The sequence below is a fragment of the Bordetella sp. N genome, assembly GCF_001433395.1.
Classification (GTDB): domain Bacteria; phylum Pseudomonadota; class Gammaproteobacteria; order Burkholderiales; family Burkholderiaceae_B; genus Bordetella_C.
On the sequence record NZ_CP013111.1, the window covers coordinates 4,428,881 to 4,446,707 of the forward strand.

Here is a 17,827-nt window from a genome sequence, read left to right on the forward strand (position 1 = left end):
GCGCTGAAGCCCTCGCGGCCGCGGCCTCAATCGAAGCCCCCCCGCATGGGTCTTCCCATGGCGCGGCCATGCCCGCGGCGTACCCCCTGCTGGGGCGCCTGTGCACCGTCATCGAATACTTCTGCGCCGCGGTGCTCGCAGCCGACGTCGCGGTGGTGTTCACGTCCGTCATCCTGCGCTACTTCCTGCACAGCCCGGTGGACTGGGCCGAGGAAATTGCCCGCAGCCTGATGGCCACGCTGGTATTCCTCGGCGGCGCCACGGTGCTCACGCGCCGCCAGCACGTCGGCATCGAAGTGTTCCGCGGCCTGTTGCCGCGTTCCTGGCGCGAGCCGGCGATCCAGCTGGGCGGCTGGACCGTGGCCGGCGTCTCAGTCGCCCTGCTGTATTCGTCCGCGCTGCTGCTGGAAGACTCGGTCAACGTGACCACGCCCATCGGCACGCCGCAATGGCTCAACGTTCTGCCGGTCTGCGTCGGCGCGCTGTTCATGACCGTGGCCGGTATCGCCAACGCCGTCAGCGGCGCCACGCGCACCACCTGGGCCACCCTGGCCGGCGCCATCGCCCTGTGCCTGGCCGTCTGGGGCTGGAACACCTTCGGGCCGGAAGCCTGGGCCATCCAGCCGTGGCTGCTGCTGACCGTGGCCTTCGTGGCCAGCCTGGTCATGGGCATTCCCATCGCTTTCGTGCTGGCGCTGTCTTCACTCGTCTACTTCCTGGCCGAACCCAGCCTGCCCATGATCATCTATTCGCAGCAGGTGATGGCGGGCATGGATCACTTCGTGCTGCTGGCCATACCCTTCTTCGTGCTGGCCGGCCTGATCATGGAAGCCAACGGCATGTCGTCGCGCCTGATCGAATTGCTGGTGCGCATGTTCGGCCGCGTGCGCGGCTCGATGAACCTGATCTCCATTCTCGCCACCGCGTTCTTTTCCGGTGTGTCCGGCTCCAAGCTGGCCGACATCGCCGCGGTGGGCGGCATCGTGGTGCCGGCCGTGCGCCGCACGAAGCAGGACCCCAACGAGACCGCCGCGGTGTTAGCGGCGTCCGCGGTGATGGCGGAAACCATTCCGCCCTGCGTCAACCTCATCATCATGGGCTTCGTCGCCAACATTTCCATCGGCGGCCTGTTCCTGGCGGGCCTGGTGCCCGCGGCCGTGCTGGCCGCCGGGCTGTGCGCGCTGGCCATCATCTTCGGCCGCAAGATCGATCCGCACCAGGCCTTTCCGAAACGCATGGCCTTGCCCAAGCTGCTGGGCGGCGCGCTGATCGCGCTGATCATGGTGGGCATGATAGGCAAGGGCGTGACGTCGGGCATCGCCACGTCCACGGAAGTGTCCGCCTTCGCCGTGGTCTATGCGCTGCTGGCCGGCGGCATCGCCTTCCGCGAACTGACGCCGCGCGCGATCGTCCGGCTGTTCGTGAAATCGGCGTCCATGGCCGGCGGCATCCTTTTCATCATCGCCGCGGCGTCGAGCGTGGCTTTCGCCTTGACGGTGCAACAGCTGCCGGTCTTCCTTTCCGAAACCATGACCACCCTGGCCCATGAACACGGCAGCGTGGCGTTCGTGCTGGTGTCCGCCGCCTTGATGGTGGTTTTCGGCGCCATCCTGGAAGGCGCGCCGGCCTTGATCATCTTCGGACCGCTGTTGACGCCCATCGCCGTGCAGGTCGGCGTCAATCCCCTGCACTTCGGCACCGTGGTGGTGATCGCCATGGGCCTGGGCCTGTTCGCGCCGCCCTTCGGCCTGGGGCTGTTCGCCACGTGCGCCATGACCGGCACGCGCGTCGAACAGGTCGCCCGGCCCATGATCAAATACCTGGTGCTGCTGGCGATCATGCTGGTGGTGCTGATCTTCGTTCCGTCCATTTCGCTGTGGCTGCCGCGCATGTTCAACATGGCTTGATGGCCCTTGAAAGCAACGGCGCCAGCCTACTTTGAACCGACGCGAGCATCGCGCAAGAATCCCAAGACACTATGACGACTATCCAGGATGTAGCAGCGCTGGCCGGCGTTTCGGTGAGTTCGGTGTCCAACGTCCTCAACGGCCGCACCGAGCGGCTCGGGCGGGAAACCTACCGGCGTGTCGAGGAAGCCATACGCCAGCTCAACTACCGGCCCAATCTGGTGGCGCGCCAGCTCAAGACCGGCAACGCGCCGCTGCTGGGCCTGCTGGTGCCCTCCACGGCCAACCCCATGTTTGGCGAACTGGCGGTGCATGTGGAAAAAGCCGCCAGCGACCAGCATGGCTACCGGGTGCTGCTGGGCAACACCCATCGCGACCAGGAGCAGGAATCGCGCATGTTCGAAGACCTGCTGTCGCAAGGCGTGCGCGGCGTCATCCTGGCGTCCTCGCGCACCGACGAAGGTCACTTGAACAGCGCCATCGAACGGGGCCTGGCCGTGGTCAGCTATGACCGTGGCGGCAGCGGCGAACCGGATTCGCGCATCGACCACGTGTCGCCCGACAACATGAAGGCCGCGCGCCTGGCGGTGGAGCACCTGCTCGAACACGGCCATCAACGCCTGGCGCTGGTGACCCCCGACGTCAAGACGATCAGCCGGACGCTCAAGCGCGCGGGCTTTCTCGCGGCGGTCGAGGCAGCGGGCCTGACCGACCAGGCCCAGGTCATCGAAGGCGCGACCAGCCCCGACTTCGGCGACTCGCATCTGGCCGACGTCGGTTATCACCTGGCCGAACGGATCGCCGCCATGACGCCGCGCCCCACCGGCCTCATCACCATCAACGACATGATGGCGCTGGGCCTGATGGCCGGCCTGCAGGCGGCGGGGCTGTCGGTGCCGCGGGACATTTCAGTGATCGGCATGGACAACCTGGTCATGTGCGCCTACGTCAATCCGCCGCTGACCTCGGTCGACATGCCCAGCGCCAACATGGCGCGCTGCATGGTCGACATGCTGATGCAGCGCCTGGCGCAGCCGGACGCCCCGGCGCGCGAAGTGCTGTTCCAACCCACGCTGGTGAAGCGCGCATCAGTCGCGCCGCCGCCGGCAGGCGCCCAAGGCGTCGCTCCCCGTATCACCAGGAAGAAGAAGGCATGACCACCATTTTTCTGACGCATTCGCCGCTGGCGCGCGAGAACTACTACGGCCCGCCGGCCCTCCAGGCCTTGCGCGAATTGGGCGAGGTAAGACTGAACCCCGGCGCCGATCCGGCCGACCCCGCCGACCTCATCCGCATGGCGCAGGGCTGCCAGATCATCGTGTCGAGCCGCCTGGCGGCCGCGCCGGCGCAGGTCTTCGATGCCTTGCCCGACCTGGTGGCCTTCTGTCGCGTGGCGGTGGACATCCGCAATGTCGACGTCGCGGCCGCCAGCCACCACGGCGTGCTGGTGACGCATGCCACGCCGGGCTTCGCCGCGTCGGTGGCGGAATGGATCGTCGGCGTGATGATCGATGCCTCGCGCGACATCAGCCGTTCCGCCGCGGCCTACTGGCGCGGCGAGGCACCCGCCATCACGATGGGACGTGAACTGCGCGGCGCGACCTTGGGGATCATCGGCCACGGCCATATCGGCGGGTATCTGGCGCCGCTGGGACGGGCCTTCGGCATGCGCGTGGTGATCGCCGATCCCAAGCCGGAGCAGGATCCCGGCGACCTGCCGCGCCTGCCGCTGGGTCAGTTGCTGGCCGAGTCCGACTACGTGGTGTGTCTGGCGCCGGCCAATGCCCAGACCGCCAACCTGATCGACGCGGCCGCGCTGCGCCGCATGAAACGCGACGCCTTCTTCATCAATGCCTCGCGCGGCGAGCTGGTAGACGAGGATGCCCTGCGCGTGGCGCTGGATGAGGGCTGGATCGCCGGCTGCGCCATGGACGTGGGCCGCGCGCAGGACCAGATGCCGACCGCGGCGCTGGCCGGCCACCCCAAGGTCATCGCCACCCCGCACATCGGCGGACTGACGCCGGCGGCAGCCTTGCACCAGGCCATGGATACGGTGGGCCAGGTACGCGCGATCGTACGCGGTGAACAACCGCCCCACGCCGTGAATTTCGCCGACGCGAGCCGCTTGCGGCGTCTGTCGTCCACGCTCATCTAGGAAGCCCCCATGAAGAAGCCAGAACTGAAGGCGCCCGCCGGCGCCTGCGATTGCCACATCCATATCTACGAGTTGCAGCGCTATCCGCTGGCGTCGACCGCCACGTTCGGACCGCCGCAGGCGTCGTGGGACGACTATCTGCAGGTGCGCCAGGCGCTGGGCCTGGAACGCGCGATCATCGTGCAGGCCACGGGCTACGGATTCGACAACCGCTGCGCGCTCGAAGCCTTGCAGCTGTCGCAGGGCACGGCGCGCATGATCGCCACCCTGCGTGCCGATACGCCGCTGGCCGAACTGCGCGCGCTGCATGACGCCGGCGTGCGCGGGGTCCGTTTCATGATGATCCCGAATAGCGGAGGCGTGATGCAGTGGGAGGATCTCGAGCCCATGGCGGAACGGATCGCCGAGCTGGGGTGGGTGATCAATCTGCAACTGGATGGGCGTGAGCTGCCTGCGTATGAAGCGCGCCTGGCCGCGCTGCCCTGCCAGGTCAGCATCGATCACAACGGCAAATACCTGACGCCGGTGGCGACTTCGGATGCCAGCTTCCGTTCCTTGTTGAATCTGCTGGACCGCGGCCATGTGTGGGTGAAGCTGTCCGCGCCTTACGAGACCTCACGGTCGGGGCCGCCCCACTACGACGATGTCAGCGCGCTGGCCAGCGCGTTGGCGGTCGCCAATCCGGATCGCTGCCTGTGGGCCAGCAACTACCCGCATCCGGGGCGCACGGATCGTCCGGACAACGCGGACATGCTGGACCTGCTGGCGCACTGGGTGCCGGGGGAGGCGGACCGCAGGAAGATCCTCAGCGACAACCCGGCGCGCTTATACGGGTTTTGAGTTGATCGGGGTGCCCAAGGGCACCCCGATTTGTTCCTGGGGATTCCCCAAGGGCTCGGCCGCTACCCTGCAACATACTATGGGGGGCGCGCCAGCGCCCCCCATAAACATTCCCTCTATGTACTAGAGATGTACTTTTAAATGCGGGATTTCCCTAGAGAAACCGCTCCTTACTCCTGAGTTATAAATCGTCTTGTACTTTTTATGTATCACCAACAAGGCGATGTGATGAAGATTGCGATTCTGGGTTGCGGCGAAGTGGGCCATTGTTACGCACAGGCCTGGATGGCCGCCGGCCATGACATAAGCGCGGTTTGCGAGTTGCGCCAGGACCCGGACATGCAGGCCCGCGTGCAGTCCTACGGCGCCACCTTGCACCCGACCCCCGGTGCATGGCTGGCCGAGGCCGACCTGGTCGTGTCGGCCGTGTTCGGCCACGCCGCGCTGCATCTGGCCGAACAAGCCCTGCCCCATCTGCGCAAGGACGCGCAATACGCCGACTTCACCACCGCCAGCGCCGGCGACATGCGCGCCGCCGCGGCTGTCGCCGAACGCCACGGCGTGGCGTTCACCGACGTGGCCATCATGGGCGCCATCGTCCTGCTGGGAGCGCTCACGCCCCTGCTGTGCGCCGGCACGGGCGCCGAAACGGTGGCGCGCTTCGCCAGCGACAGCGGCGCTCCCGCGCGCGCCATCCCCGGCCAGGCGGGCGACGCCGTGCGGTTGAAGCTGCTGCGCAGCATCATGACCAAGGGCATGGAAAGCCTGACCGTGGAATGCCTGGTCGCGGCTGAGAGCATGGGCTTGCGCGACGCCCTCTACGAAGTCCTTTCCGATGTCGACCGCACGCCGCTCACGGCCTTCATGGACTCTTTCCTGCGCTCGCACGTGCTGCACGCGCAACGGCGCCTGGCCGAAGTCCAGGAAGCGCGCGACCAATTGACCGACGCCGGCCTGCAGCCGCTGGTGCTGAACGGCGTCGAGAGCCTGTTCGCCCGCACCGCCAAAGGTATCGCCGCCGCGCAGTCCGCGGCCGGCGGCAAGCCCCTGGACATCCCGGACACCGTGCCCGCGCGCCTGGAGTGGCTGACGACGCTCGCGCGCCAGGAATCCACGCCCAAGGCCTAAGCCGAAACGTGACGGATCGCGCGCCCCATGGCGCGCGCCCTGTCCATCGCAGGACACGAGCACGGACAACCACGACGCAACACCAGCAAACGATCACACCACAAGAACAAGCACTAGAGAGGAAGACAATGCAATTTCTGAAAAAACTGGCCGCCGCCTCGGCCCTGACCCTGTGCGCCCTGCCCGCGCTGCCCGTGCATGCCGCTGACCTGAGCGGCGCGCCGACCACCTTCATTTCCCCCTTCCCGCCCGGCGGCGGCACCGACATGCTGACCCGCATGGTCAGCAACGCCATCGGCCAGAACACCCACTGGAACATCGTGGTGGAAAACAAACCCGGCGCCGGCGGCAACCTGGCGCTGGACGCCACGGCGCGGGCCCGTCCGGACGGCCACACCCTGGTGATGGCGCAGACCGACAACATCGTGCTGAACCCGTGGCTGTACACCAGGCTCACGTATGACGTGTTCAAGGACTTCCGCCCGGTCGGCCTGGCCGCGTCCTCGCCCAGCGTATTCGTGGTGCTGCCCGAATCGCCGTATAAATCCATCGCCGATGTCGTCAAGGCGGCCAAGGCCAAACCCGGCCAGATCTCGCTGGGCATCCCCGGCATCGGCGGCAGCGGCGACCTGATCGGCCATCTGTGGGGCAAGGCCGCCGGCATGGAATTGATGCATGTGCCCTATCGCGGCTGGGGCCAGGCTTTCCCGGACCTGATGAGCGGCCGCATCGCCGTCTACACGGGCTCCGTGGCCACCCTGCTGCCGCAGATCCGTGGCGGCAAGGTGCGCGCCTTGGCCGTGGTCGCCAAGGAACGCTCGCCCGCCCTGCCGGACGTGCCCACCTTCGCCGAAAGCGGTTTCAAGACCATAGACCAGACCATCTGGTGGGGCCTGTTCGCGCCGGGCAAGACACCGGATGACGTCATCAAGACGCTGAACACCGAATTGAACAAGGCGCTGACGCAGCCCGAGCTGGTGCAGAAGCTGGAAGAAGCCGGCTACAGCGTCATGAAGGGTTCGCCCGAAGACTTGGCCAAGCAACTGCGCGCCGACCACGACATCTTCGGCAAGGTCGTGCAGGACGCCGGCATCCCCAAGCAATAGCACGCTGCGCGCGCAGCAGTCACCTCATCCCAAGCAGGAGTCAATATGATCGGATTCGCCATACACACCCGCCAACGCGCCGTCAGCGCCGACGCGGTAGAGCGCTTTCGCAAGATCCCCGTCGCCAACGTCAGCGATTGCATGTCGCGCATGAGCGCCGGCGGCGCCCGCCTGCGGCCCATGCACGACGGCAGCCCCTTGGCCGGGCCCGCGCTGACCGTGCGTTGCCGCCCCGGCGACAACCTGCTGGTGCACAAGGCGCTGGACCTGGCCAAGCCGGGTGACGTAATCGTGGTCGACGCCGGCGGCGATCTGACCAACGCCATCATCGGTGAAATCATGGCGGCCTATGCGGTCAAGCGCGGCGTGGCCGGCATCGTCATCAACGGCGCCATCCGCGACGCCGGCACCTTGCGGCAAGGCTCGCTGCCCGTCTACGCCGCCGGCGTGACGCATCGTGGCCCCTACAAGGACGGCCCCGGCGAGATCAACGGCACCATCGCGCTGGACGGCATGACCATCGAGCCGGGCGACCTGATCCTGGGCGACGACGACGGCCTGCTTTGCGTCCCTTACGACCAGGTGGAAGAGCTGTACCAGGCATCCAGCGCCAAGCACAAGGCGGAACTGGAAATGCTGGCGCAGATCGAAGCCGGCAAGCTCGACACGTCGTGGATAGACGCACGCCTGGCGGCCCAGGGCTGCAAGGTGAAGTAAGGGGCTACGCCGGCATCACCCATCGGGTATAGTCGGCGGCTTCTCAACGCCTTCGGATTCGAGCATCGATGCCCAGCGCCCGCGACCTGGTTTATGGGGAGTTACGCCGCCGCCTGATGGCGGGCGCCTTCCTGCCCGGCGAGAAGCTGCGCGAAGAGCATATCGCGAAGGCGCTGGACGTCAGCCGCACACCGGTGCGCCAGGCCATCGAACGCCTGGAGGCCGACGGCCTGGTCAAGCGCGACGGCCGCCGCGGCACCGTGGTGCTCGGCTGGCTGGACCGCGACATCGACGAGGCCTTCGCCTTGCGCCTGCTGCTGGAGCCCTATGCCGCCAGCGTGGCCGCGCAGCGCGCCACGCTGGCACAGATCGACGAGCTCGAGGCCATCAACCAGCACATGAAGGAAGCGGCCGAATCCGACGACGCCGACCGCGTGGACCAGGTGCAGAAGCTCAACAACCGCTTCCATCATGCCTTGCTGGCGGCGGCGCAATCCGCCCGGGTCCGCGCTCTGGTGGACAGCCTGCTGGATCTGCCCATCATCATCGGTTCGTTCTATTTCTACACCCGCGAGGACATGCTGCGCAGCGTGACCCATCACCAGGACATCATCACCGCCCTGCGGGCCGGCGATGCGGCTCACGCGGAAACCGCGATGCGTTTCCATCTGTCAGCCACGCATCTGCTGTTCCGCGGACAGCGGAAGAACGCCACCCCCCTGCCGCGTTAACCGCGGCCCCCTAGGGGCGCCCCGGCGGTCCCTATTCCGTCAGAGGCAAGGCGTAGAGGACCTCCGTATCGGGCTTCGCATCACCGCCGTCTTCAGTGGCAGTGATCATGATGCCGCCCGGTACCTTGCCGATGAAAAGCGGCGTGCTGATCATGCCGTTGGGGTCCGTCTTCTGGCTATAGGTCGTCTGTGCGCTGGTCGCGGAGAAGCTGGCCACGGTGCCGTCCGACATTTCCAGCGCCAGCGTGACATTCTTGCCCGGGACCGCATCCTTGCCGGCGATCGTCTGCAGCTTCCAGATCACCTGCTGCGTGGAACCCGCCGGCACGTATATGTCGGTGGGGTTGGTCATGACCAGTTCGGCGGCGATCGTCACCGGCACCGTCGGCGCCATGACGGTCAGGTTGTTCCAATGCGCCGTATTGGACGCGACTGACGCGGTCGCCGTGGCGGTGACCGTCGCGGCGGAACTCCCCGCTTTCAGGCAAGGCGTTTCCGCCAACAGCCTGCTCTTGTCGAGCACGACGGAGCATTCCGTGTCGGATACTTTCTTGACGCCGGGGAAGAACACCTTTGTGTAGTCGAACACCGCGGGGCCGTTCAACGTGAAGGTGATGGTTATGACGTCCGCGTCCGCGGGGACGTTGGCGGCATCGACGCTCAAGGGCAGGGTGAAGTCCGTATTTTCAAGCGCCGTCTGACCATCGTTGGAGGGCGTCAGGGTCATCGACGTGATCGGCACGACCGGTGCCAGGACGGCCAGGTTGTTCCACTTTGCCGTATTGGACTGGACCGTTGCCGAAGCAACGGCAGTGACCGTCCCCTTTGAATTGCCCGCTTTTACATAGGGCGCTGTCGCGCTCTGGCTGCTCTTGTCGAGAGTGACGGTGCATTGCTGGTCTGTCACTTGCAAGGTCGGATCGGCGCTGGGCCTCGCGTAATCGAATACCCCGGGTCCGGTCAGCGAAAAGACGATTTTTATCGTGCCCGAGCCGGAGGGGATATTGGATGCCGTAACGGCCAGGGGCCGGCCGAAGTCCGCGCCCTCGATCGCCGACTGGCCATCCCCGAAGGGTGTCAAGGTCATCGGCGTGCCAGGCGTGACAGGTTGCGTGCTCCCGCTAATCTGCAGGTGGAAGAAAACATCCTGCCTGCCGACGGCGGATGACGCCTTGACGATGACCGTCCCGGCATTGGGGCCCGCCTTGACGTAGATGCCGGCAAGATTACTGTCTTCGGTGTCGGCAAGTACAAGCGTATCCGAGAAGAAAACTTTATTGCTATCGCGTACAAACGTGGCGTCGCCCGTCGTGATCTGGAACGTCACGCCCGTGTAATTCACGGGGTTGGACGCGCTATCGGTAACCCCGACCACGAGCACGTGAGGAAACTGAGTATTCGGCGCCGCGGATTGCCCGTCGCCGCTTGAATACTGCGCCGGTATGGTCACGTTCGCCGTATTGCTACGCCATTGGCGCACCGAGTACTCCGCGTACTGGGCGGAGTAAGCCGGGTTGAACGGCGGCCCGGATACCGCGGGGGCATGCGCGACCAGGTTGGTCTGGTCGTAGTCCCTGCCACTGACCGATGCTCCAGCACGGAGACCCTCGCACGACACATCGCCGTTGACGGCGGTCCTTTGCACAGAACCCGGGGTGATGCCTAGCGTGGGCGAAACGACGGAATAGAGGGTGGGGCCGTTGTAAGGACCGACTTTGGTGACGGTGGCATCCAGGCTCACCGACGCAACGGAATGGAACACCGGAAAGCTCGTGGACGCCACCACATCGATGGTGGTGGGGTACCCGTCGGCAAACCTGACGAAAACGACACCTTGCATGCTGTCTTCAGCGGGCGATAGCGTGGAATTTCCCATTGAGGTCTCTTTTGACTAGTTTTTCTTCCAGGGATGCGCGGCAAGCTTGCACGGGCACGGCCTATCCGGCCATTGCCAATGTGAAATCCGCACCGAGCCCCATCGCGAACCAATTCTTGTAGTCCAGCGTGCCTTGCGTGGTGAATGGGGTGTAGATCCGGGTGGCGGCAGACGTTCCCATGCCCGTCGCCTGGCCATAGTTATTCAATCCCCACACGGCAACTTGCATCGTGCCGTCACTCATCCTGAGCAAGGCGGCCGACTGGCTCACCGCGGCGTAGATCTTGATGATTTGAACGGTGTTGGCAGGCAGCTGGACTTGCAGCATCTGCTGTGTCCGCAGCGTTCCTTGCCCCAGTCCCAGCTGACCCAACTGGCCCGTACCCCAGGCCCACAGCGTGGTCCCGGTCTCGTCGACGGCAAGACCGTGACTCAGACCCACCGCCACCATGGAAAATCGCAGCACATTCTGCGGTAGCGCCGTCACCAGCGCAGGATAGACAACGGTGCCAGTCGACTGGCCGGCGGGCGCGCACTGGAAATAACTATTGTTGCCCCAGAGGTACATGTCGCCATTGACATCGATGGCGGCGCAGAATCGATCGCCCGCGCTGATCGACTGGAACGGCCCCCTCATACCGGTCAGTGCAGCCGGCACGAGGTCGTTATACGTGTCGCTGGTGTCGTTGCCGTAACGCGAGCCCCAGGTATAAAGAATATTGTCCTGGCTCAGGCCCAGATTCGTGTAGTTCAGCGAATAAACCGCTGACCATGTTCTGGAGCCGGCTGCGCCGACCACCGGACTCATGACATTGGTTTGCCCGCTGGCCTGGCCATTGCCGAGCGCACCGTTGACGTAGGTGCCCGTGCCGTAAAGCCTGCCGTCACTGGCGACCATCATCGTATGGTATTGACCCGCGCTGATGCTGAGGACGTTGGAAAATATACCTATCCGTTGCGGCGTGTTGGCGCTGGCGACATTGCCGACACCGAGCTGGCCTTTATCGTTACGGCCCCAGGAATAAGCAAAGCCCACGGGGTCCAGGCCCACGGCATGCTGGAAGCCGCCGTCGACGGTGGTGAATCTCATGGGACTGAACAAGGACTTGATGGCCGCCGTGTCGGCATTGCCCGGCGCGCCGGCCGATACATTGAACGCTTGCATGATCTTCTCTCGCCTTATCTGAACACGATCGGGACGACGCTGGGCGCGGACTGATTGCCATCGACTTGCGCCGTTATCGTGGCGCCGCTGGCTTGCACCGTGCCGCCGAAGACGGGCACCTCCAGAGTGCCTGCTGATGACGTAACCGTGGTCGTCGTTTGCGAGGTGGTCTGACTGAAGCTGAGCTGGGTGCCATTGGCATTCTGCAGCGTGATATCGCACTTGACCGATCCGGAGGCTACGGATCCGGTCTCGTAATCCCATACCTGCCAATCCAGCATGTTCCACGCATTGAGATCCACGGTAGCGGGTTTGCCAGACAAGGGCAGAAGGTCGTACATGTAGTCACCGGTAGGCGGGGGAATATCGTCGTTCTTGATGTTCAACGTGAAGCTGGCCGGCGTCGTCGACACGATAGTCTTTGCCAGAACCGTGACGGTGTCTTCATCCGGCCCCGCGAGTATCTTCGGCGAGGTCGCGATCCCCGACGCATCGGTGCGCACCACGGCCTGGGATGGCGTGCTGGTCGGTTCGACGGTGGCCGTGGAAAGTTCGAAGGTGGCACGGCTGCCGAGTATCATGAAATTCACCAGCAGATCGGGAACGACACTCGCGCCGTTCGATTCCGTCACCTTGGCTTTGAGCTGCTGGGCGAACACGGTATTCGGCTTGGTCGTCTGCGGGGTGCCGGATGTCGAGGTAACGATGGCGCTCATGGATTCCCACACGCGCAGGATATAGGTCGCGTAGCGGTCGGCGCTCACACTGCTCAGGCTCTTGCCGCTGAGATCGAGGGGATAGGCGTTCACATAGGCGACGCCATAGTCACGGCTATCGACTTTGCCGAGGGCCTTGACGTTGGCCTGCGTGGCCAGGCCGCTCAAGACCTGGACCCGCTGTTCTCCCGTGGGCGCGAGGATCGCCGTGCTACCGCTGCCGCCATCGTTGAAGATGATCGTGCCGGAACCGACAGCCTGCCGCTTCTGGTCGAGGACCGTCGCCTGCAAAGGCGCGAAATACGTGTTGACGATGGCATCCTGCCGATCGCAGCGGGGTTTCGCCGGATCGTTGAAGACCGAAACGTAGTACGGACCCTCGTTATCGACGGGGGGCGTGACACTCCCCGTGACGCGCAGCGGTACCCGTATCACGGTTCCGTCATTCATCTGGCCGACGAGCGTACCCGTGGCGCCCTGGGTCACGCCTCGTATCTGCCCGCTGGCTATCGTGTAATCGCCGAGCTTTGCATCCGTCGTGCCATTGATACGCTGGTACTGATTGTTGACGAAAAGAATGCCGCCGGCGGGCGTGACGTTTTCCAACCCGAAGGCGACGGGTGAGCTCGTGATAGCGGTTCTGACACCTTGATTTTCCTCGAAGTGCATCGTCAAGGATGGAAACGGCGCGCCGGCCGGAGTAGTCACTTCCTGAACCGACGGAGAGACAAGGGTACCGATCACGTCATAGGGATACGTCACGCTCATGTGGGTGATGATGGCCCCATCATCGGCCTGGTATATATATCCAGCGCTGCCCACGCGCAAATAGAGCGCCTGAGGCCCCGTAATGATCTGATAGGTATACGTGATCTGACGCCATAGCCCGATGGCCGGCACCGCATACGGTCCTGCCGACAGCCCTGCCGGCGGGAAAGTGCCCGTTTGTCCCGGTTCTTTCTCAACGCAGAAAAGAAGTTCCGGCGTCCCCGTGTACTGCACATTTTTGATGTCGGGTTTACGCGCAAGGTACATCGAAACCAGGATCGTTCCCGACCGCAGCGCATTGAAACGCGTGTAGGCGGTCCCCTCCAGCATGACCTGCCCCGTCGAATTCGGGTAGTTGAGACTGAGAGTCTGCCGGTTCGGATTCGTGGCGGGAAGACCGGTGTAATTGACGACGGAAGGGTCTTGGGCATAAGCGAGGCCGACCATCTGCTTCGGCGAGGTCCATGAGCCGAACGTCGTCCCCAGGCTGCCGTTTATCAGCACGCTACCCCTGAAAGGGATGGCGTTGTACTGCGCCCGAGGATAGGGAGATGGGTTCAACAGATCCCCATCCGGGAGAAGATTGGTATTGATCGCCATTTTTTTCTTCCTTTTATTTTGTTGTTCCGCCGCTCATGCACGCGGCGGCATCCGCATCGGCCTTAGCCGAGCACCCCGCTATCCGCGTTGCCCCAGCCGAACAGACTTCCCGCTGTTGCGATAACCGGCGTGCCGCCTTTCTTGATGGTCACGGTCGTGGAAGCCGACGTCAGGCCCGTATTCCGTGAGGTATAGAAAATCGTGTAGCTGCCGCCATCGGGCACCGCGGCGACATAAGCGCGCGGAATCGCCGCGCCATAGAAGGGCGTCGTCGCGACGGTGTAGGTATTGTTGGTGACCCACCCGGACCCGATGACGGTGTTGCCGTCGGCGTCCTTGCCGCTTCCCGTAAACGTGACGGAATCCTGGACGATCGACGGTGTCTGGGGAATGGTGACCTTGATGTCGCCAGCGACCTGGCTCAGGTCCAGCGTGTTGTTCGATGCGTCGGTAAAGAGCGGCGCGGGAATGCTGGCGACAGCCGGGTTGAACAGGTCATTGCCGGTCGCCGTCACCTTCGCCGAGTTGAATATCTGGACGGATCTCGGATACGCGGTTCCATCTCCCGTCCCACGGGTATAGCTTTGGGTCACCGAGTACACCAGCTCGACATACTGCGTGCCGACCGGCGCGGGCGTGACCGTGGTCGTGTATGTCGACGTGCCGGAATTGAAGCCCCCATCGGTGAGGAAGGGGATGTTCCGTACATAGGGATTGTGGTCGGGAACATTGTCTACAGGCGTGCCATCCGCGTTGTAGATCGTCCATGTGATCTGGGCCGGGTTGGTCATGACCAGCGAGAACGTGACATCTGTCGGTTTTCCAGAAAACGAGACCGTCATGCCTTTCGCGGGGGCGTTCTTGTCTACCGCCGCCAGTGTGGCGGGCGCCAGGGTATTACCGCTTTTATCGATCGTGAGCGTATTGGTGTCTGAATAGGCAATGTTTCCAGCCTTGTCCTCGATGGAGCACCACACGGTCACCGACCCGTCGCAGACCAGATTGGACGCAATGGGAAAAGGCACGGGGTTGGTGAGGTTATTCTTGTCCGGCGCCCCGATGGAAGGAAGGTTGTTGCCCCAGTACAAATAGAGAACGTCGGTGGGGCTGGGGTCGACATAGTTTTGGCTTGCCACGACATTGGCCTTCTGCTGCAACTTGCCATTTTGTAGCGGCGCGACGAGAGGTGCATTGAGAGACATGGTTTGATCGCCTTGATAGTCCAGTGGATCGTCCAGCGGCTGGCGAGCCGCCTATTTGACCAACGTGAGTCTTTGCTGCAGTTGCGGCAACAGGCCGTCCGGCGGAGCGTCGTTCGTGTTGCGTGAAGAGCAGTAGTGAACGTCGCCGCTCTTGCTGACCGCGTAGATGACTTCGCCGCAGCTTTGCAGTGCCACGACGTCACTCCAACTCGAAGGCGTAGTGTCCGCGGCGGTGATCGTGGAGCCCCAGACAACAACCCTGCCGTCACGCTGCAAAGCGGCGAACAGACGATCCGCGGCAACCAGATTGATGACATTCCTGGGCGCTGTAGCGGGCTGTGCCAGCGAGCCCCAGGTCACCACGGATCCATCCGGCATCAGCGCCGCGTAGCTGGCTAACGCCCCGGCAATGAATATGGCGTTTTGGGTATTGGCGGGAACGATGGTGGCGCCATTCGCAAGCCCCCAGGCCAGGACCGTGCCCGTCGCCTGGATGGCGGCGAAGCCGTACAGGCTGGATGTGACCGCGGTAACCGGCCCCAGGTGCAGGGGCACGATGGCGCCGTAGCTGTTGTTGCCCCAGCCCGTGACGGTGCCGTTGTCGTACACGGCGACGAACGCGTCCTGCGAGGGCAGCGCGGCGACGGTGTGCATGCTGCTGCCGGTGGGCGTCGTCACCAGCTTCCCGGCCTCATCGAACGAGGTCAATGAGCCGGCCGGGGTGCGTAGCGCGGACAGCGCCAAGGTCGTCGCTATCGAGAAAACCGACGTCACGCTCGCGGCATCGGTGGTGACGAAGTCCGAAGCGCCGTATTCGTTGACACGCCCGCTGCTCGAAAGCAGCATATAGCTGTTCTCGGTGGAGGCCGCGGCGACGACATCCGCCGTGCCGTCAAGCGAGAGCGGCGTGGCCGAGTCCAGGACCTTCACCACCTTGCTGGTCTGGATCAGCAGCATGTCGCTTTCGCGGCCGCAGGCCGAGGCCACGCCCGGATAAACCAACTGGTTGCGCTCCGCCGAAGTCTTGTCCCAGGTATGCGCCATGCCTATGTCGTCGATGATGCAGTTGCGCTTCGCGCTACGCGCCAGCGGATTGCGCGCCAGCACTACCGGCTTAACGCCGCTAACCTTGGTGACGGAGACGGTGAGCGCCATATCCGGCCGCACATCATAAAAATAGGTGCCCGTCACTGACGTTCCGTCGGAATAAGCCCATGTCGCGGAGGTCTGCGTAGCGGCCACCGACGGCGACGAGGGGATCAACAAGGCAGTGAGCACCTGTACCACCGGCCGCCCGGGAGCATCAGCGTCGACACGGTTCGTGAAGCTGGATAGCGAAGAGCGCTGGCCCACGACCTGCAGCGTGGAAGCATTGTCTGAGGGGACGGAAGTGCCCTCGACTGTCAGTTGCGTGACACGCGACGTTCGCGTGGCGCCGCCGTTGCCCGACCGCACGCTATAGGAGATAGCCAACGTGCCACCGCCCAACTGCTGGACGAAAGACTGCGGAACAGGCGGAACGTAGATGAAGGAAAGACCCACCATTCCGGCGTCGGCCGTCATTGGCGCGGCCGCATACGGGGTGCTTGTCTGAGTGGAAGTGGTGCCCACGCAGTTGACGGTGATCACATCACCTGGCGCCGTGACCGCGTCGGCGCCGCAGACGACGAAGAGACCATCGGCGCAGTTGTCTATCTTCAGCACACCAAGGGAAGCCTGTGGCACCGCGGGCGCTCGCAGTATCGTGGCGGCGTCATTTTGGGTAATCGTCAATCTGGTTTTTTTCGCACTCATGGCAGTCCAGTGAATAGCAGCGATCGTTCAAACGGATGCTTCGGGCAGCATGCCCGCTTGGCGGTCATGCCAGAACGGCTGATCGGGCCAACGGCGTTCCATGCCGTAGTAAGCGTGCAAATTGGAGCGGTAAACGGCGCGTATCTCGTGCAGGCGCCTGGCGTAGTCGAGCAACTTTTCCGTGCCCTCTCCCTGCGCGACAGCCGCCAGGGCTTGCGCGCCGCGCCAGCCGGTGTAGAGCGAATTGAACATGCCCTGCGATGACAAGGGGTCCAGGGCTAAGGCCGCATCGCCGACCGCAATCCAGCGCGGCCCGCAAGGGATGGGCATCCAGGCTCCGCCCGCGTCGGTTCCCGCGGGACGGGTCCAGGAGTCATCGACATGGCAGACCTCGCTCAGATGACGGGTCCGCGCCAACAACCGCCGCCAGGCACCGTCGCGCAGGATGCGCGCCGCGCCTGCCGGCTTCACGTGCAAAGCGGCGACACGGCGTCCCCGCGGCAGGCCCGCCGTGTACCACCATCCTTCCGGCGTGGCTTCGACCAGACTGCGCCGATCGCTGGAACGATCGGTGCCCCAGGCATGCAGGGCGAGCATCGGCTCGTCCTGCTCACGCGGCACGTTCAGCCAGCGCGCCACCGCGCCGGCCCGGCCGCTGGCGTCCACCAGCCAGCGCGCGCGCACAATGCCGTCGTCGAATTCAGCCTGCCAGCCGTCGGCATCCATCCAGGCGCGGCGAACGCGCCCTGTTCTGCGGACCGCGCCGGCCGCACAGGCGGCGTCGCGCAGATCCTGATCGAAACGGCCACGGTCCAGATGCCAGCCATGCCCGTTGGGGTCGCGGATGAAGTCCGTGTAGCTGACGTCGTCGCTGCCCCAACTGGACGCGTTGCCCACGCAGGCTATGCGCCCTTCCACCGCCACGCAGGAAAGCAGGTCCAATTGCTTCAACAGGGCGATGGCGACACCGGGCAGACTCTCGCCTATCCGCTGACACGGCGCCGTCGCATCATCGGCGAGGACGGTGGTCAGGCGCCCCGTCCGTGCCAAGGTATGCGCGGCGACAGCGCCGGCGGGACCGGCGCCCACGATAAGAACATCGCAGTTGTTCATGGTGCGTGC

At 64.4% G+C, this 17,827-nt stretch carries 14 protein-coding genes; 8 read left to right on the top strand and 6 right to left on the bottom strand.

Annotation, left to right across the window (positions count from 1 at the left end; all coding sequences use genetic code 11):
• The first annotated feature begins 68 nt into the window (after window positions 1-68).
• From ASB57_RS19020 to ASB57_RS19055, 8 genes are all read left to right on the top strand, one after another.
• Window positions 69-1,907 carry a TRAP transporter large permease subunit gene (locus tag ASB57_RS19020; protein ID WP_156414417.1) on the top strand — a complete coding sequence of 613 codons (1,839 nt, stop codon included), beginning with the start codon at window positions 69-71 and terminating at the stop codon, window positions 1,905-1,907.
• A gap of 71 nt (window positions 1,908-1,978) precedes the next feature.
• Entirely contained in the window at window positions 1,979-3,064 is a 1,086-nt protein-coding gene (locus tag ASB57_RS19025) for a LacI family DNA-binding transcriptional regulator (RefSeq protein ID WP_057653637.1), read from the top strand.
• A complete protein-coding gene (locus ASB57_RS19030) occupies window positions 3,061-4,062 on the top strand; it encodes an NAD(P)-dependent oxidoreductase (RefSeq protein WP_057653638.1) in 1,002 nt (333 codons plus the stop codon). The genes ASB57_RS19025 and ASB57_RS19030 overlap by 4 nt, the downstream gene beginning before the upstream one ends.
• A 9-nt stretch (window positions 4,063-4,071) precedes the next feature.
• Window positions 4,072-4,902, top strand: coding sequence for an amidohydrolase family protein (locus ASB57_RS19035; protein WP_057653639.1), 831 nt, complete (start codon window positions 4,072-4,074; stop codon window positions 4,900-4,902).
• Between the two features lie 228 nt (window positions 4,903-5,130).
• On the top strand, window positions 5,131-6,030 hold the full coding sequence (locus tag ASB57_RS19040) for an NAD(P)-dependent oxidoreductase (protein ID WP_057653640.1): 900 nt from the start codon (window positions 5,131-5,133) through the stop codon (window positions 6,028-6,030).
• Window positions 6,031-6,158: 128 nt separating this feature from the next.
• Window positions 6,159-7,136, top strand: a complete 978-nt coding sequence (locus tag ASB57_RS19045; RefSeq protein WP_057653641.1) for a tripartite tricarboxylate transporter substrate binding protein — start codon at window positions 6,159-6,161, stop codon at window positions 7,134-7,136.
• A 45-nt stretch (window positions 7,137-7,181) separates the two neighbouring features.
• A complete protein-coding gene (locus ASB57_RS19050; RefSeq protein WP_057653642.1) occupies window positions 7,182-7,853 on the top strand; it encodes an RraA family protein in 672 nt (223 codons plus the stop codon).
• A gap of 68 nt (window positions 7,854-7,921) precedes the next feature.
• Window positions 7,922-8,584, top strand: a complete 663-nt coding sequence (locus ASB57_RS19055; RefSeq protein WP_057653643.1) for a GntR family transcriptional regulator — start codon at window positions 7,922-7,924, stop codon at window positions 8,582-8,584.
• A gap of 31 nt (window positions 8,585-8,615) precedes the next feature.
• On the opposite strand, the gene ASB57_RS19060 is transcribed toward ASB57_RS19055, so the two are convergent.
• The 6 genes from ASB57_RS19060 to ASB57_RS19085 all read right to left on the bottom strand — a co-directional run bounded on the left by ASB57_RS19060 (window position 8,616) and on the right by ASB57_RS19085 (window position 17,818).
• A complete protein-coding gene (locus ASB57_RS19060) occupies window positions 8,616-10,460 on the bottom strand; it encodes a hypothetical protein (protein ID WP_057653644.1) in 1,845 nt (614 codons plus the stop codon).
• Window positions 10,461-10,521: 61 nt separating this feature from the next.
• Window positions 10,522-11,625: a hypothetical protein gene (locus ASB57_RS19065; protein ID WP_057653645.1), complete on the bottom strand. Its 1,104-nt coding sequence runs from the start codon at window positions 11,623-11,625 to the stop codon at window positions 10,522-10,524.
• A gap of 14 nt (window positions 11,626-11,639) precedes the next feature.
• Window positions 11,640-13,709 (bottom strand): hypothetical protein, encoded by a 2,070-nt coding sequence (locus ASB57_RS31375; RefSeq protein WP_057653646.1) that lies wholly within the window; start codon window positions 13,707-13,709, stop codon window positions 11,640-11,642.
• Window positions 13,710-13,771: 62 nt separating this feature from the next.
• On the bottom strand, window positions 13,772-14,911 hold the full coding sequence (locus tag ASB57_RS19075; RefSeq protein ID WP_057653647.1) for a hypothetical protein: 1,140 nt from the start codon (window positions 14,909-14,911) through the stop codon (window positions 13,772-13,774).
• Window positions 14,912-14,962: 51 nt separating this feature from the next.
• Window positions 14,963-16,684, bottom strand: coding sequence for a hypothetical protein (locus ASB57_RS19080; RefSeq protein ID WP_156414211.1), 1,722 nt, complete (start codon window positions 16,682-16,684; stop codon window positions 14,963-14,965).
• A gap of 48 nt (window positions 16,685-16,732) precedes the next feature.
• On the bottom strand, window positions 16,733-17,818 hold the full coding sequence (locus tag ASB57_RS19085; RefSeq protein WP_082621711.1) for an FAD-dependent monooxygenase: 1,086 nt from the start codon (window positions 17,816-17,818) through the stop codon (window positions 16,733-16,735).
• Window positions 17,819-17,827 lie beyond the last annotated feature (9 nt).

Bases quoted from the DNA above. Each gene is read 5' to 3' on its own strand.
- ASB57_RS19075 (WP_057653647.1), bottom strand. From the start codon at position 14,911: ATGTCTCTCAATGCACCTCTCGTCGCGCCGCTACAAAATGGCAAGTTG.
- ASB57_RS19060 (WP_057653644.1), bottom strand. From the start codon at position 10,460: ATGGGAAATTCCACGCTATCGCCCGCTGAAGACAGCATGCAAGGTGTC.
- ASB57_RS19040 (WP_057653640.1), top strand. From the start codon at position 5,131: ATGAAGATTGCGATTCTGGGTTGCGGCGAAGTGGGCCATTGTTACGCA.
- ASB57_RS19045 (WP_057653641.1), top strand. From the start codon at position 6,159: ATGCAATTTCTGAAAAAACTGGCCGCCGCCTCGGCCCTGACCCTGTGC.
- ASB57_RS19030 (WP_057653638.1), top strand. From the start codon at position 3,061: ATGACCACCATTTTTCTGACGCATTCGCCGCTGGCGCGCGAGAACTAC.
- ASB57_RS19020 (WP_156414417.1), top strand. From the start codon at position 69: ATGCCCGCGGCGTACCCCCTGCTGGGGCGCCTGTGCACCGTCATCGAA.
- ASB57_RS19025 (WP_057653637.1), top strand. From the start codon at position 1,979: ATGACGACTATCCAGGATGTAGCAGCGCTGGCCGGCGTTTCGGTGAGT.
- ASB57_RS19085 (WP_082621711.1), bottom strand. From the start codon at position 17,818: ATGAACAACTGCGATGTTCTTATCGTGGGCGCCGGTCCCGCCGGCGCT.
- ASB57_RS19065 (WP_057653645.1), bottom strand. From the start codon at position 11,625: ATGCAAGCGTTCAATGTATCGGCCGGCGCGCCGGGCAATGCCGACACG.
- ASB57_RS31375 (WP_057653646.1), bottom strand. From the start codon at position 13,709: ATGGCGATCAATACCAATCTTCTCCCGGATGGGGATCTGTTGAACCCA.
- ASB57_RS19055 (WP_057653643.1), top strand. From the start codon at position 7,922: ATGCCCAGCGCCCGCGACCTGGTTTATGGGGAGTTACGCCGCCGCCTG.
- ASB57_RS19050 (WP_057653642.1), top strand. From the start codon at position 7,182: ATGATCGGATTCGCCATACACACCCGCCAACGCGCCGTCAGCGCCGAC.
- ASB57_RS19035 (WP_057653639.1), top strand. From the start codon at position 4,072: ATGAAGAAGCCAGAACTGAAGGCGCCCGCCGGCGCCTGCGATTGCCAC.